12 protein-coding genes and 1 other annotated feature are annotated in these 14,097 nt (G+C 50.3%); of the genes, 5 read left to right on the top strand and 7 right to left on the bottom strand.

From position 1 onward, the window contains the following. Positions 1 to 274: 274 nt before the first annotated feature. Entirely contained in the window at positions 275 to 1,507 is a 1,233-nt protein-coding gene (gene serA, locus BZG13_RS01015; protein ID WP_069363433.1) for a phosphoglycerate dehydrogenase, read from the top strand. 69 nt (positions 1,508 to 1,576) lie between these two features. Here the strand turns inward: serA and yaaA are convergent, their stop codons facing one another. Next, complete coding sequence (yaaA, locus tag BZG13_RS01010; protein WP_077484360.1) at positions 1,577 to 2,350, bottom strand: peroxide stress protein YaaA; 774 nt, start codon at positions 2,348 to 2,350, stop codon at positions 1,577 to 1,579. A 93-nt stretch (positions 2,351 to 2,443) separates the two neighbouring features. Beyond that, positions 2,444 to 3,868, bottom strand: coding sequence for an alanine/glycine:cation symporter family protein (locus tag BZG13_RS01005; protein WP_158011724.1), 1,425 nt, complete (start codon positions 3,866 to 3,868; stop codon positions 2,444 to 2,446). 242 nt (positions 3,869 to 4,110) lie between these two features. On the opposite strand from BZG13_RS01005, the gene BZG13_RS01000 reads away from it, so the two are divergent. Beyond that, entirely contained in the window at positions 4,111 to 4,290 is a 180-nt protein-coding gene (locus BZG13_RS01000) for a DUF3545 family protein (protein ID WP_046074061.1), read from the top strand. Positions 4,291 to 4,361: 71 nt separating this feature from the next. Here the strand turns inward: BZG13_RS01000 and ung are convergent, their stop codons facing one another. Beyond that, a complete protein-coding gene (ung, locus tag BZG13_RS00995; protein ID WP_077484358.1) occupies positions 4,362 to 5,045 on the bottom strand; it encodes a uracil-DNA glycosylase in 684 nt (227 codons plus the stop codon). 586 nt (positions 5,046 to 5,631) lie between these two features. On the opposite strand from ung, the gene grcA reads away from it, so the two are divergent. Further along, positions 5,632 to 6,009, top strand: a complete 378-nt coding sequence (gene grcA, locus BZG13_RS00990) for an autonomous glycyl radical cofactor GrcA (protein ID WP_046074059.1) — start codon at positions 5,632 to 5,634, stop codon at positions 6,007 to 6,009. A gap of 95 nt (positions 6,010 to 6,104) precedes the next feature. Here grcA and thrC read toward each other — a convergent pair whose 3' ends face one another. The 3 genes from thrC to thrA are packed head-to-tail and all read right to left on the bottom strand — an operon-like array spanning position 6,105 to position 10,806. Continuing rightward, positions 6,105 to 7,388, bottom strand: coding sequence for a threonine synthase (thrC, locus tag BZG13_RS00985; protein ID WP_077484356.1), 1,284 nt, complete (start codon positions 7,386 to 7,388; stop codon positions 6,105 to 6,107). Next, positions 7,385 to 8,344: a homoserine kinase gene (thrB, locus tag BZG13_RS00980; RefSeq protein ID WP_077456580.1), complete on the bottom strand. Its 960-nt coding sequence runs from the start codon at positions 8,342 to 8,344 to the stop codon at positions 7,385 to 7,387. Before thrB ends, thrC begins: the two co-directional genes overlap by 4 nt. A 2-nt stretch (positions 8,345 to 8,346) precedes the next feature. Continuing rightward, positions 8,347 to 10,806, bottom strand: coding sequence for a bifunctional aspartate kinase/homoserine dehydrogenase I (gene thrA, locus BZG13_RS00975; RefSeq protein ID WP_077484354.1), 2,460 nt, complete (start codon positions 10,804 to 10,806; stop codon positions 8,347 to 8,349). A gap of 23 nt (positions 10,807 to 10,829) precedes the next feature. Continuing rightward, positions 10,830 to 10,946: a sequence feature (Thr leader region), on the bottom strand. A 165-nt stretch (positions 10,947 to 11,111) separates the two neighbouring features. Here thrA and aceK point away from each other — a divergent pair. Continuing rightward, a complete protein-coding gene (aceK, locus tag BZG13_RS00970) occupies positions 11,112 to 12,851 on the top strand; it encodes a bifunctional isocitrate dehydrogenase kinase/phosphatase (RefSeq protein ID WP_077484352.1) in 1,740 nt (579 codons plus the stop codon). 247 nt (positions 12,852 to 13,098) lie between these two features. Continuing rightward, a complete protein-coding gene (locus BZG13_RS00965) occupies positions 13,099 to 13,572 on the top strand; it encodes a hypothetical protein (RefSeq protein WP_077456574.1) in 474 nt (157 codons plus the stop codon). Between the two features lie 13 nt (positions 13,573 to 13,585). Here BZG13_RS00965 and BZG13_RS00960 read toward each other — a convergent pair whose 3' ends face one another. Continuing rightward, positions 13,586 to 14,068, bottom strand: coding sequence for a putative 4-hydroxy-4-methyl-2-oxoglutarate aldolase (locus BZG13_RS00960; RefSeq protein ID WP_069363425.1), 483 nt, complete (start codon positions 14,066 to 14,068; stop codon positions 13,586 to 13,588). Between the last annotated feature and the right edge of the window lie 29 nt (positions 14,069 to 14,097).

Here is a 14,097-nt window from a genome sequence, read left to right as displayed (position 1 = left end):
ATAAGTTAAAAGCACCTTTTTCAAGGTGCTTTTTTTATGGTCTAGAACGGATAATTCTTACCCCTTATGGGAATTTTTGTTATCTTGGTCACTGTTCTGATACCGGCACATCGCCTGCCCTGCGGTCTTTTGACGTAAAAGATCACGCTAATGACCAGGTCAATCAACCGCCACTCCTCTTCGCCACCCACGCGAGGGAATAAGGTACGATGCGCCCCGGCACTCAGGCGCAACATTGCTACCATTATTGTTTCTAAGGAAGAGAACAGCCCGCATGTCACACTATTCACTGGACAAGAATAAAATCAAAATCCTATTACTCGAAGGCGTCCATCCTACTGCTGTTGAAGCGTTCAAGCAGGCCGGATATACCAACATCGAGTACCACAAAGGCTCACTCACTGGTGAGGATCTCGAACAAGCTATCCAAGATGCACACTTTGTAGGGCTACGCTCTCGCACCCAATTAACGGAAGCTGTCTTTGCAAAAGCGAAGAAGCTGGTCGCGGTTGGCTGCTTTTGTATCGGCACCAACCAAGTCGATCTTGATGCAGCGGCCAAGCGCGGGATCCCCGTATTTAACGCGCCTTTCTCCAACACCCGCAGTGTCGCAGAGCTGGTTTTAGGTGAGATCCTGCTGCTCCTACGCGGGATCCCCGAAAAGAATGCTAAAGCGCATCGCGGCGAGTGGCAAAAGTCTGCTGACCGCTCTTTTGAAGCGCGCGGTAAGGTACTGGGCATTATTGGCTATGGCCATATCGGTACCCAGCTGAGCATCTTGGCGGAAAACTTAGGGATGCGCGTGTATTACTATGATGTCGACAACAAACTCTCGTTAGGCAACGCGATTCAAGTTAACTCGCTCACAGAGCTGCTTAATCGCAGTGATATTGTCTCGCTCCATGTCCCCGAGACGCCAAGTACGCAGAATATGATTGATGCCGAGGCCTTTGCCCGCATGAAACCAGGGGCAATCTTTATAAATGCCTCACGCGGCACCGTGGTCGATATCGATGCCCTATGCGGGGCGCTAGAAAGCAAGCATTTGGCCGGTGCGGCGATCGATGTTTTCCCAGTTGAGCCAAAAACCAACAAAGACGCATTCAGCTCTCCGCTACAAGCGTTTGATAATGCGCTACTCACACCGCATATCGGTGGCTCAACGCAGGAAGCACAGGAAAATATAGGCTTGGAAGTCGCCAGTAAGTTGGTTAAGTATTCTGACAATGGCTCGACTCTGTCGTGCGTCAACTTCCCTGAAGTATCACTGCCAGAGCATCAAGGCCGCTCGCGCTTACTGCATATACACGCCAACCGTCCCGGGGTGCTGACCAAAATCAATACAACGTTCGCGGACGAAAACGTTAATATCGCGGCACAGTACTTACAAACATCGTCGCAAATTGGTTATGTGGTGATTGATGTCGAAGACAGTGACCATGCCTACAAAGCACTGAAAAAGCTAAAAGCTATCGAAGGCACCATACGCGCGCGGATCCTGCACTGATTCGTGCCAGAAACGAAAAAAGCCCCGACTGGGGCTTTTTGGATGCTTGCTTGTTATACCTGGCAACACTTATTGCTCGTCGCGCAGAAATACCAACTCGTTGCCTTTTGAGTCCGCTTCACTGAAATAATAGCCTGCCACATTAAACTCTTTAATGTCTGCCACTGAACTCGCGCGCTGATCAATCAAATAACGCGCCATCATGCCACGTGCTTTTTTGGCATAGAAGCTGATCACCTTGTATTGACCGTTTTTATAATCTTTAAACACCGGGGTGATGATGTCGCCGTTAAGCACTTTCTTGTTAACCGCTTTAAAGTATTCATTAGAGGCAAGGTTCACCAATAGCTCACTGCCTTGCGCTGCCAAGTCATCATTCAGTGCCTCTGTGATGATATCTCCCCAGAACTGATAGAGGTTATCACCGCGTGGCGTCGACAACTTGGTGCCCATCTCTAAGCGGTAGGGCTGCATCAAGTCGAGCGGCCGCAACAGTCCATACAAGCCGGATAACATACGAAAATGATCTTGTGCCCAATCGAGGTCTTGCTCAGACATTGAATTGGCATCTAGCCCTGTATACACATCCCCTTTAAAGGCAAGCGCGGCGGGTCGTGCATTATTTGGGGTAAAAGAGGGAGACCATTCAGAAAAACGCACAGCATTAAGACTGGCGATTTTATCACTGACTTTCATCAGCGAGGCAATGTCTGCCGGCGTCAGCTGGCGGCAAACCTCAATCAACGCCTCTGAGTGTTCAGTCAGCTGAGGTTGGGTATAACGGTCTGTCGGCAATGGCGTTTCATAATCCAAGGTTTTTGCAGGAGAAACCACTATCAGCATGTTGCTCGCCCTTTTATTAAATATCTTTGCTAAGCCTATCATTCCCGCATAAAAAAACCACCGCCCGCCACCGCACATCGCACTGACCGATGGCTAACGTTTGGGGAGTGGCCATGCCTTATCATCAAGCTGACTGTGCAGATCAGGAAAACGACGACTGTCAAACACAGGCAGTCGCCCCAATGAACGTTGAGTGTGATAATCCTTTGCCAAACGCTTGACGATGCCCGATAACAAAAAAATCGCAATCATGTTTACCAGTGCCATCATCCCCATAGACGCATCCGCGAGGGTCCATACCAGCGGCAGTTCCGCCAGTGCCCCAAACATGACCATGCCCAGGACTAAAGCACGGAAGTACGGCAACGCCGGACGGCAACGATGATTGATAAACAACAGGTTAGTTTCTGCATACGAATAATTGGCAATAATAGAGGTAAAGGCGAAGAAGAAAATCGCGACGGCCACAAACTGCTCCCCCCAGTCACCCACTTGTGCGCTTAACGCCCGCTGAGTCAACTCGACTCCCGTGATTTCGCCGCCGGGAATGTACTCACCTGATAGCAGAATAATCGCTACGGTAGCGGTGCAGATCACCAAGGTATCGACAAACACGCCGAGCATTTGCACATAGCCTTGCGAAACAGGATGAGGCGGATAAGGCGTCGCCGAAGCGGCAGCATTGGGCGCTGACCCCATGCCAGCTTCATTCGAAAACAAGCCGCGCTTGATGCCTTGAATCATGCCCTGTGCCAAGGTGTAACCCAATGCCCCCGATGCCGCTTCGTGAAGGCCAAATGCGCTCTTTACCACCAGCATGAATACCGCAGGTACCTGCTCAAGATGGGTGACGACCACATACACGGATAACGACAAATACAGGAGTGCCATCACGGGCACAATCACTTCGGCCGTGCGCGCGATTTGGCGTAGCCCGCCATATATGATCAATCCGCTGACCAGCACCAATCCCGCACCAACATAGGCCGGCGGCCATGAAAATGCCACCTGTGCCGCTTGTGAGATAGAGTTAGCTTGCACCGAATTAAACACCAAGCCAAACGCCAGGATCAGCAATATCGAGAAAAGCACGCCCATCCAACGCATGCCTAACCCATATTCCATGTAATAGGCTGGACCACCGCGAAAATAGCCGTCGGGATCCCGCACTTTATACACTTGTGCCAGCGTGCTCTCGGCAAACGCTGTGGCCATGCCGAGGAATGCCATTAGCCACATCCAAAAAATCGCCCCCGGGCCACCCAATGACAGGGCAACCGCCACCCCAGCCATATTGCCCGTCCCAACACGCGCGGCAAGCCCGGTACACAAGGCTTGGAAAGACGAAATACTGCTCCCCTCACGACGTCGACTATGACGCATAACCGAAAACATATGAGAAAAGTGACGAAACTGAATCCCCCCTAATTTTAAGGTAAAAAAGATCCCGCCACCGATGAGCACATAAATGAGCACCGAGCCCCAAATCAGATCATTAATAAAAGTGAGTAGGCTCAATGGACTGTCCCTCGTCGTGATTCAGTAAGGATAATAGCGATGCGGCGCAATCTTCGCGTGAACCACCGCCTAGGTCAATTCAAACCCATCACGGCTGGGGCAACAGTCACTGATTTTAAAAATCAGTGATTGCAGTCTCATAAAAACTTCATCTGACTGCCACAAATGAGAAATACTTCAATTTTACGTTAGGGGGAGCTGTGGTATTTAGAAACTGACCGCAAGGTGAAAAAGAGGTGACTATGGAAAACATTGCCTTTAACGATCTATTCGAGCAAGACAAGCCACAACGCAACGGACGCGCAAAACCAGTCAAACGTAAATGGAGAGAAATTGAAGCGCTGAAAGACAAACAGCGGCTAAAAAAAGAATTGGAAGAAATCGATATTTTTGGCGATTTCTCTCAACTGGACCTCGATTAACTCACCCTCAACATAGGATTGTTAAAAGGTGCTCATCGAGCACCTTTTTTATCCCCCATCAGCGACTTCGCCTACTCCGTCTCGAGATAAGGCTGCCAATCAATGGGCATTTTCCCCTGCGCTTGCAACAGCGCATTGGTTTGTGAAAAGTGCTGACAACCAAAAAAGCCACGATGCGCTGACAGTGGCGACGGATGAGGCGCGGTGAGTACATGATRGCGCTGACGATCAATCGCTTTGCCTTTTTTCTGGGCGTGCGCGCCCCATAATAAGAACACCACACCTTGGCATTGTTGGTTTACCGCCTCAATGACACGATCCGTGAAGGTTTCCCATCCCAGTTTGGCGTGGGAGTGTGCCTTCCCTTGCTCCACGGTGAGCACGGTATTAAGCAACAACACACCTTGCTCTGCCCAGCTTTTTAAATACCCGTGAGAAGGTGGCGTAAAGCCTTCAATATCGGTGGCAAGCTCTTTGTAGATATTGACCAATGACGGTGGTGTTTTCACGCCTGGACGCACAGAAAAACACAGCCCGTGAGCTTGGTTCGGCCCGTGATACGGGTCTTGGCCCAGAATCACCACCTTGACGTCGCCCAGCTCAGTATAGCGAAAGGCGTTAAACACATCTTCTTTCGGTGGAAAAACCGTCACGCCATTGGCACGTGTTTGTTCAACATAGGCGAGGGTTTCGCGAAAGTAAGCTTGTTGTTTCTCATCAGCCAGCACTTGCTGCCACGTTTGCGCCTGAGTCATGGTTGCTCCTTTTGATCACATTGGCGCTATTCTAACGAGGCAGCTTGGCAAAATCAGTGTGTAGAACGATCTTTTGTTCGTTCGGTATGAGCGTGGTAATGACGCTGACAGCGGCCTTGTACCGCGCGGTTGGGGGCCGGTAAGCTCGCGCGAGTCATGGTTGGCTTAATCATGGTGCTTTCCTCATCATTATGGATTCATCGTAGACAATGAAATTTTAATGCCAACTTTACAAACGCAATAAAATCATACCATTAGCCAACATCCCGAACAGTATGAGCCGCAAAATGAGCACAAGTGGTGCAAATTTGCCTCTTTTTTGCGCACACACGCCGCTTTCTTTTGTAATTTTATTACTACAATTTTCATCAAAGTATTGCGCAAGTGCTAGTCGGGAGGAAGGGCGCGTGCTACAGTAACCGCATTAGATAAACAAAGATTGATATAAGATAAATATCATAACGTTAAGAACACAATAAACTTGATTTAGGTCAATAAAACCCCGCTCTAAAAAGGGTATATATAGACACTCAAAATGATGAAATCTTACATCATAAAAAGTCAATATCATAAAAGGGGATAGGCCATGATCACGGGTATTCAAGTAACCTCAGCAGCCAATGATGAACTCGTTAATTCTATTTGGTTGATCGATAAAGACACCGATCAAGCACGCTGTGTCTGTGCCAAACAAGGCTTTGAAGCGGATCAGGAAGTTGCCCTATCTTCTTTGGGTGAATTCGATTACCGCGAAGTAAATATCGAAACACAAGCGGTCAACGAAGGCGGTCAGCACCTTAATGTCAACGTACTCAAGCGTGAGACACTGGAAGATGCGGCTAAGCACCCAGAGAAGTACCCACAGCTAACGATTCGTGTCTCTGGCTATGCGGTACGCTTTAACTCACTGACGCCTGAGCAGCAGCGTGACGTAATCACCCGCACCTTTACCAGCTCCCTATAAGAAGCGGTTCAAGGCAAACCTGAGTGTGTGTCAAATAAAACAGCCCGCAATCGCGGGCTGTTGTTGTATTAATAATCGCGATAACTGGCTAAGCCTTAACCATTCACTTCAAGCAAGTAGTCTCGTAGCGTTTGGAAATCAGGCTCTTGCTCGCGTGAAAGCAACGTCATTTGCGCATGCTTCGCCAGCGGCCCAGGTAGGGGAATATCTTTACCGAGGATCGCGTCAACCGATTCTTTAAATTTGGCCGGATGGGCGGTGCACAAGAAGATCCCCTCTTCTCCTTCTTCAAGCTGTTCCGCCAGCAATCGGTATGCAATCGCACCATGAGGCTCGCACAAGTAACCGGCCTGAGAGAGCGACTTTAAGCTCTCAGCCGTTTCTTCATCGTCAGCACGCCCTGAGGCAAGTTCACTCAGCCTCCACTGCTCACGGCGGAAAAGCTCTTCGATACGTGGCCAGTTGTTGGGCTGACTCACATCCATCGCGTTGGACAAGGTGGCGACCGTTTGCTGCGGTGCCCACTCGCCTGAATCGAGATACCGTGGCACCGTATCATTAGCATTGGTACCCGCAATAAAGCGCTTAATCGGCAGTCCCATCGCTTTAGCAAGCAACCCTGCGGTAAGGTTACCAAAGTTACCACTGGGCACCGATATCACCACCTGATCGCGTTTATGCGCAGGGAGCTGCGCCACCGCCTCGAAGTAGTAACAAATCTGGGCCATTAAGCGGCTAATGTTAATGGAGTTCGCTGAATTAAGGCCAATGGCCTGACGCAGCTCGCTATCATCAAAGGCTTGCTTGACCATGCTTTGGCAATCATCAAAAGTGCCATTGATCGCGACCGTATGAATATTGCCGCCAAGTGTACAAAAGAGTTTTTCCTGCAGCGGACTGATTTTGCCTTTCGGGTACAAGATGACCACGTCGATATTATCAATACCGTAGAAGGCGTGGGCAACCGCCGCCCCGGTATCCCCAGATGTCGCCGTGAGGATGGTGATCTTTTTACCATCCGATACCGCTGCCAGCGACTGCGCCATAAAACGGCCACCAAAGTCTTTAAAGGCCAATGTCGGACCATGGAAAAGCTCTAGCGCATGAATATGGTCATCCACTTGTTTAAGTGGCGCAGCAAAGCTAAACGCATTGCTAACCAGTTCACTCACTTGGCTTTTTGGCAGCTCATCACCAATTAATGCAGATAAAATCTTGCTACTGCGCGCCACCAAAGGCATGGCCAGTAATGCCTCGATATCGTCAAAGTAGGGCAAGCTCTCAGGAAAAAATAACCCTTGCCCGCGACCGAGCCCTTGCTGGACAGCTTGCGAGAATGACACAGTTTCACTGTGATCTTTGATGTTGTATAGCTTCATGCCTGACTTCCTATTTCTTTTGCGCCCTGTCCATCAATGCGACATACATGAACAAAGCCATCATTATTTTGTACATAGTGCTCTCGCAACCACTGCGCTAACCGCTCTGCCACCTGTCGATCATCACAAATGCTAAACAGCGTCGGTCCTGACCCCGAAATCCCTGTGGCTAATGCACCACAACTGGCGGCATAGTCGCGAGCGTCCGCAAATCCCGGTAACAGTTTTTGCCGATACGGCTCGGCAATCACGTCGCAAATTAAACTCGCCGCCAATTTAGGCTGTTGTGTGTGGCACGCGTGAATAAAGCCGCCGATATAGCGACCATGAGCGATCACATCTTGCCGACGGTACTGGGCGGGCAAGATGGTACGTGCTTCTGCCGTCGACACCTTGATGCCCGGATACGCCATCACCCAATACCAGTTTTCAAAGTGCGGCACCGCTTGACTGATCACCCCTTGGCTTTCCAGCATGAGCTGAACGCCACCCAAATAACACGGCGCGACATTGTCATAATGTAAGCTACCGGAAATGGACGCTTCCATCTCTCCCATCAGCGCTAACATGCGGCTCTCATCGAGCGCATGGTCATGAAAGCGATTTAACGCATCGAGCGCGGCGACAATCGAGCATGCACTGGAGCCAAGTCCTGATCCAATCGGCATATTCTTTTCAAGCACCATCGCCACCGGCTTCACCGCCAAGTCACGGGTTTTAAGTACCTCGGCATAGGCCAAGTACGCTTGATAAACGATATTATCCTGCTCGTTCGCAGGCAGCTTATCGATAAATCGGCCTTGGCAGCGCAATGAAAACGCCTGGTTTCCACCGTCTGCCACTTCTACCACATCACCCAATAAACTGCCGTCGATAGGGCTCACCGCTGCCCCCAAAACATCAAACCCGACACTCACGTTACCAATCGATGCGGGTGCATAAACACGGACTGCCATGACTAGACTCCTAACTTCCAACCTAGGGTGCGCATTAAGTCCGCAAACACCCCAGCCGCGGTCACGGCGGTTCCCGCGCCATAGCCTCGCAGCACCAAAGGAATCGGCTGATAATAACGGCTATAGAAGGCCAACGCGTTCTCACCCTCTTTGATTTTATTCATCGGATCATCATCGGATACGGCTTGGATTTTGACAAAGCAACGTCCGTCTTCAATACCACCAATATACCGCAAGACTTTGCCTTCTTTGGCGGCTTCCTCTGACCATTGTTTAAAATAGTCATCGGCTTGCGGCAAACGTGCCATGAAACTTTCGACATCGCCAGATTGATCAAAGCCAGGCGGAAGCGCAGGTTCAACCTCAACATCGTCAAGCTCAAGTTCCATGCCGGCTTCACGTGCCAGAATCAAGAGCTTACGTGCTACGTCCATGCCCGACAGATCGTCACGCGGATCCGGCTCGGTAAAACCGTTTTCACGTGCGACCTGGGTCGCCTCGCTAAAGCTGGCGCCATCATCTAACTTGCCGAAAATGTGGGAAAGCGATCCTGATAAAATCCCAGAAAAGCGTGACAGCTCATCCCCGGCCGCAATCAAGTTTTGTAGATTTTCAATCACCGGTAAACCTGCACCCACCGTGGTCTCATACATAAATTTGCGGTGAGTCGCGCGAGCCGCCTGACGCAACTGGTGATAGTAAGCCATGCTACTGGTATTGGCTTTCTTGTTGGGGGTGATCACGTGAAAGCCTGCACGCAAGAAATCAGCATATTGATCGGCGACCTGCTGATCGGCGGTGCAATCGATCAACACGGGGTTAATGATGTGATTGCGCTGAACCAGCTGGATCATCCCCGCGAGGCTAAATGTCGATAGGTGGTTGGGAAGTTCATCGCGCCAGCTATTCAAATCAATGCCTTGGCTATTCAGCCACATCCCTTTGCTGTTCGCTAAACCACAGACCCGCATCACAATGCCTTGTTGCTGGAGCTTGGCTTGCTGACGACGGATTTGCTCAATCAGCTCACCGCCCACGCCACCGACACCGACGATAAATACATCCAAGTGATGTTGGCTATTAAATAAGTTTTCATGACAGGCTTTAACCGCTTCAGAGACCCGCTCTGAAGGAACAACCGCAGAGATAGCACGCTCCGATGAACCTTGAGCAATCGCAACGATATTGACGTTTACTTCCGCCAACGAGGTGAAAAAGCGAGAGGCAACACCTTTCGAGGTGCGCATACCATCGCCTACCAAGGAGACAATCGACAAGTTATCCATAAACTCGACAGGCTCGAGCAGACCATCTTTCAGTTCAAGCTCAAAATGGTTACTCAGCACCTTATCGGCTTTTTCTTTGTCCCGGCTTTGAATACAAAAACTGATGCTGTATTCAGAAGAAGATTGGGTAATCAACACAATTGACACCCCCGCCGATGACATCGCACCAAACACGCGTGATGCCATCCCTACCATGCCTTTCATACCAGGGCCTGATAGGTTGACCATGCTCAGATCGCTCAACGTAGTGACCCCTTTAATGGCCAGCTTATCCTCACCACTGTCTTCGCCAATTAAGGTGCCTTCGGCTTGCGGGTTGGCGGTATTTTTGATTAAACAAGGGATGTGGAAGCGTGCGATGGGCGCAATGGTTTTGGGATGTAATACTTTGGCGCCAAAGTAAGACAGCTCCATCGCTTCTTGATAGCTCAGTGATTTAAGCAAGCGCGCATCCGGTACAAGGCGAGGATCACAGTTGTAGACACCGTCGACATCTGTCCAAATCTCGCAACACTCGGCACGTACACACGCGGCGAGTACCGCCGCCGAGTAGTCAGAGCCATTGCGTCCAAGGGTCACCAGCTCGCCGTGTTCGTTTCCCGCCATAAACCCTGGCATCAGGCCAATGTGCTTAGCTGGAACGGGTGATTGTTTGAAACGTTGCGATGAGGCTTCGATGTCCACTTCAGCACTGAGATGGCTCCCGGAAGCGGCAAAGTATGCCACTGGGTCGATATCAAATACCGCATAGCCACGCGCTTCGAGCAACGCATGCATTGCGGCGACTGATAAACGCTCGCCTTTGCTGACCACGCGCGCATAAGTGCTATCGGGACAAAGGCCCAACAAACTCATGCCATGCACATATTGACGAAGTTGGCCGAGACTACGCGTTAATTTATCGAAAAGTGGCTGGGTATCAAGGTTGGGTTGCCGCTCAGCAAGACCATGGAACAAATCGGCGAAAAGCTGCTCGAGCTCTTTAAGCGGCAACTCCGCTTCACCATGTTTGACCGTATTATCGACCACAGAAACGAGAATGTTTGTGACTTTCGCGGGGGCGGATAACACGGCAGACACATCGCTCTGCCCTTGGTTACTGACAATGATATCGGCAGCGCGACCGAAGCGCTCAGCATCGGCAAGCGACGTGCCACCAAATTTTAAAACTCGCATCCGTTTGGAACCTCTCTCTAAGATAAAAAAAAGCCCGTACCTGAGAAGGTACGGGCTTTTTTGGAAATTCTGTGCGTATCAGCCCGCACCAACACACGTTGTGCCAGTAATAATAATGGTGGTTGTGGTGGTCTGGGTGCTGATCGTTAGTTGCATGTGTGTTGCGCTTATCATTTGTTTTGTTTGATTCTCTCTAGGTGTATCGAATCATGTTGCTTAGGTCAACAAAAAAGTGATCCTGATTGCTTTTTCAACAAAACTCTGCGAGCTTGAACAAGGGAGCAACCTGATCGCAAGGAGCGCGAATGACCCAAGAAGCGATGGCTCAGTTAGTCGCCAATACCATTCTACAAGGCTCGGATGCTATGTATGGCCGGTTTCTCGATGTCACCTCCGGTGCGCAAGAGCGCTTTGAGCAACAAGACTGGAAAAGTGTTCAACAAGCGCTTAAAACGCGTATCCAGTTCTATGACCATCATGTTGGCCTTGTCAGTCAGCAGCTAGGTGCCATGCTGGGAAAAGAACATGCCACACGCTCCTTTCTAATGGCAGTCAAAGCCGCTTACGTCACCTTGCTTGATGACTACCCGCGATACGATATCGCCGAGAGCTTTTTTAACTCGGTTTATTGCCGGATCTTTGAACACCGCAACATCCGCCGCGATAAGCTATTCGTGCAAAGCTCCCAAGGGGGACGGATCCCTAAATACCCCACTCCCTTGTTAAGGCGCTTTCAATCGCAAGCAGGCATTTACGCCACTTTAGAGCGGATGCTCGATAGCACGCCGTTTACCCTCCCTTGGCGGGATAAAAGTGGCGATCTCAAGCGTATCACCCAAATACTGCAAGCACGGTTTGGTCCGCAGCTTACCATGAGCTTTACCCTCGAGATGGTGCGTCAGCCYTTTTTCCGCAACAAAGGCGCTTACCTTATCGGTCGACTCGATATGGCTAACCAACGTCGACCTTTAGTGCTGCCGCTGGCGATTTCCGAGCAAGGGGAGCTGTACATCGACGCCTGTCTTACCGACAGTGATGATGTCAGCATCGTGTTTGGTTTTGCCCGCTCGTACTTCATGGTGTATGCCCCTGTCCCGGCGGCATTGGTAGACTTTCTTAACCAGTTGATGCCCAATAAAACCCCCGCTGAGCTTTACACGGCGATCGGCTGCCAAAAACACGGTAAAACCGAGCTATATCGCGAATTTCTTTACCACCTGGATAACTCAGATGATTTATTTGATATTGCGCCTGGGGTTAAAGGGATGGTGATGTCAGTGTTTACCCTGCCTTCCTATGGGTTCGTGTTTAAAATCATCAAAGACAAATTCGCGCCACAAAAACAAATGACTCATGCCCAAGTCAGGGAAAAATACCGCTTGGTAAAAGAGCACGACCGAGTAGGGCGCATGGCCGACACCCAAGAGTATCGCAACTTCATTTTTCCGCGAGACCGTTTTAGCGATGCCTTGATTGACGAACTCCTCGAGGTGGCCCCCTCCTGCGTCAACGTCACCGACAACGAAGTGCGCATTCGTCACCTCTACATGGAACGACGGATGATCCCGTTAAATATTTATCTCGAGCAAGCCGAGCCGGACGCCATCACCCAAGCCGTACAAGAATATGGTGACGCGCTTAAAGAACTGGCCGCCGCTAATATCTTTGCTGGCGATATGCTGTTTAAAAACTTTGGCGTCAGTCGTCACAACCGAGTCATTTTCTATGATTATGATGAAATTTCTTACCTCACAGAGGTGAACTTTCGCCGTATTCCGCCGCCTCGCTACCCAGAAGATGAGCTGGCTGCAGAGCCTTGGTACAGTGTGGGCGACAATGACGTGTTCCCGGAAGAATTTCGCACGTTCTTACTGGTTAATCGCACCGTTGCCGACGAGTTTGACCGACTTCACCCAGAGCTGTTCGAAGCCAGTTATTGGCAGCAACTGCAAAGCCAGGTAAAGGCCGGGCATTTTCATGATGTTCGCCCCTACAGCGAAGAAAACCGATTAGGACATACGACGCTCTCAGCAAAAATGGCCTAATCGTTGCTTAGTCATCATGTGTTAACCGCACACTGGCGATTTACCGCCTTTGTGCGCCAATACAATGGCGAATCGTCAATACATTGACATATTAAACTATCGACCTTCTTCGTGAGGCGTGAGGCGTGAGGCGTGAGGCGTGAGGCAAAATTCGGCAGCAGTCTCTATTTTTTGTCTACACTGATCGCAGCGAATCAGCATCTTCGTAAACTGCGCTACGCCTAAAAAGAACAATGAGGCACAAGATTTGAGTATAAAACAATTAGGACTGTTGACCCTCGTCTTGCAAGCTGTGGCAGCACCTGCATGGGGCCATCCGTTCACTTGGCAAACGCTGCCGACAGGGATGTCTGATCACTTCTTTATTCAGTCTATCCCATCGGCGACACAAGGCTTTGACAGTTGGACCATTCAATCAGGTTATCGTTACCCACTCAGCAATGTGTCTGTTTATATGGGCACGCAACTGAAAAGCGAAAACGATCAACACACCACGCAACAGGGGTTATTAAGTGGGATTGAATACCGTTTTACCGACAAGCTGCGCCTTTCGAGCCAAATTAGCCGTGATAATGACGATACGCTGATCAACCAGTGGGGCGTAAGCAGTCGCTACCAGTTGAGTGAATCGATTGATGTCAATGCCGGGCTCGATGTCGAGTTTCGTCCCGAAACCTCCCCCGAATCGATTTACCAACTCGGGGTTGGATTGCACTTTTAGCTCGCGGCTCAGATTAGCCGGTCAGTGGCTCTGCACACACCACCACGCCATTAGCATCGGCGTATAGGTAATGCCCTGCCATCACTGATACCCCTTCAAGTGCCAACGCCACATCGACCTCACCTTGATCCCGTTTTTGTGTTTTAATTGGGCAGACACCCAAGGCTTTAATGCCAATCGGCAAGGTCGCTAACGTCGCCGCATCGCGAACCGGCCCAGCAATCACCACCCCTGCCCAGCCATTATCTACCGCACTTTGCGCGATAAGATCGCCCAGCAAAGCTCTATCCATCGCACCAGAGCCATCCACCACCAGCACTTGCCCTTCACCGCGGGTTGCCAGCATCGCTTTCACTTTGGAATTATCGTGATGGCAACGTACCGTGCGCACCCGCCCTTCAAAACAGCGCTTGCCACCATAGTCTTGCCACTGCACAGGTAGCCATTGCACCGCCTCTGGGTGGTTATCACATAAGTCCGGCAATTTATCGTCCATGATTCCTTTCTCCTTTTTTCGTCGTGAGG

The sequence above is a fragment of the Salinivibrio sp. ML323 genome, from assembly GCF_001995745.1.
Taxonomy (GTDB): domain Bacteria; phylum Pseudomonadota; class Gammaproteobacteria; order Enterobacterales; family Vibrionaceae; genus Salinivibrio; species Salinivibrio kushneri.
Note: the sequence above shows the minus strand (reverse complement) of the source record. Positions and strands in the feature narration are given on the sequence as shown.

Excerpts from the sequence above, each read along its gene's own strand:
- serA (WP_069363433.1), top strand. The coding sequence starts at position 275 with ATGTCACACTATTCACTGGACAAGAATAAAATCAAAATCCTATTACTC.
- yaaA (WP_077484360.1), bottom strand. The coding sequence starts at position 2,350 with ATGCTGATAGTGGTTTCTCCTGCAAAAACCTTGGATTATGAAACGCCA.
- BZG13_RS01000 (WP_046074061.1), top strand. The coding sequence starts at position 4,111 with ATGGAAAACATTGCCTTTAACGATCTATTCGAGCAAGACAAGCCACAA.
- grcA (WP_046074059.1), top strand. The coding sequence starts at position 5,632 with ATGATCACGGGTATTCAAGTAACCTCAGCAGCCAATGATGAACTCGTT.
- thrC (WP_077484356.1), bottom strand. The coding sequence starts at position 7,388 with ATGAAGCTATACAACATCAAAGATCACAGTGAAACTGTGTCATTCTCG.
- thrB (WP_077456580.1), bottom strand. The coding sequence starts at position 8,344 with ATGGCAGTCCGTGTTTATGCACCCGCATCGATTGGTAACGTGAGTGTC.
- thrA (WP_077484354.1), bottom strand. The coding sequence starts at position 10,806 with ATGCGAGTTTTAAAATTTGGTGGCACGTCGCTTGCCGATGCTGAGCGC.
- BZG13_RS00960 (WP_069363425.1), bottom strand. The coding sequence starts at position 14,068 with ATGGACGATAAATTGCCGGACTTATGTGATAACCACCCAGAGGCGGTG.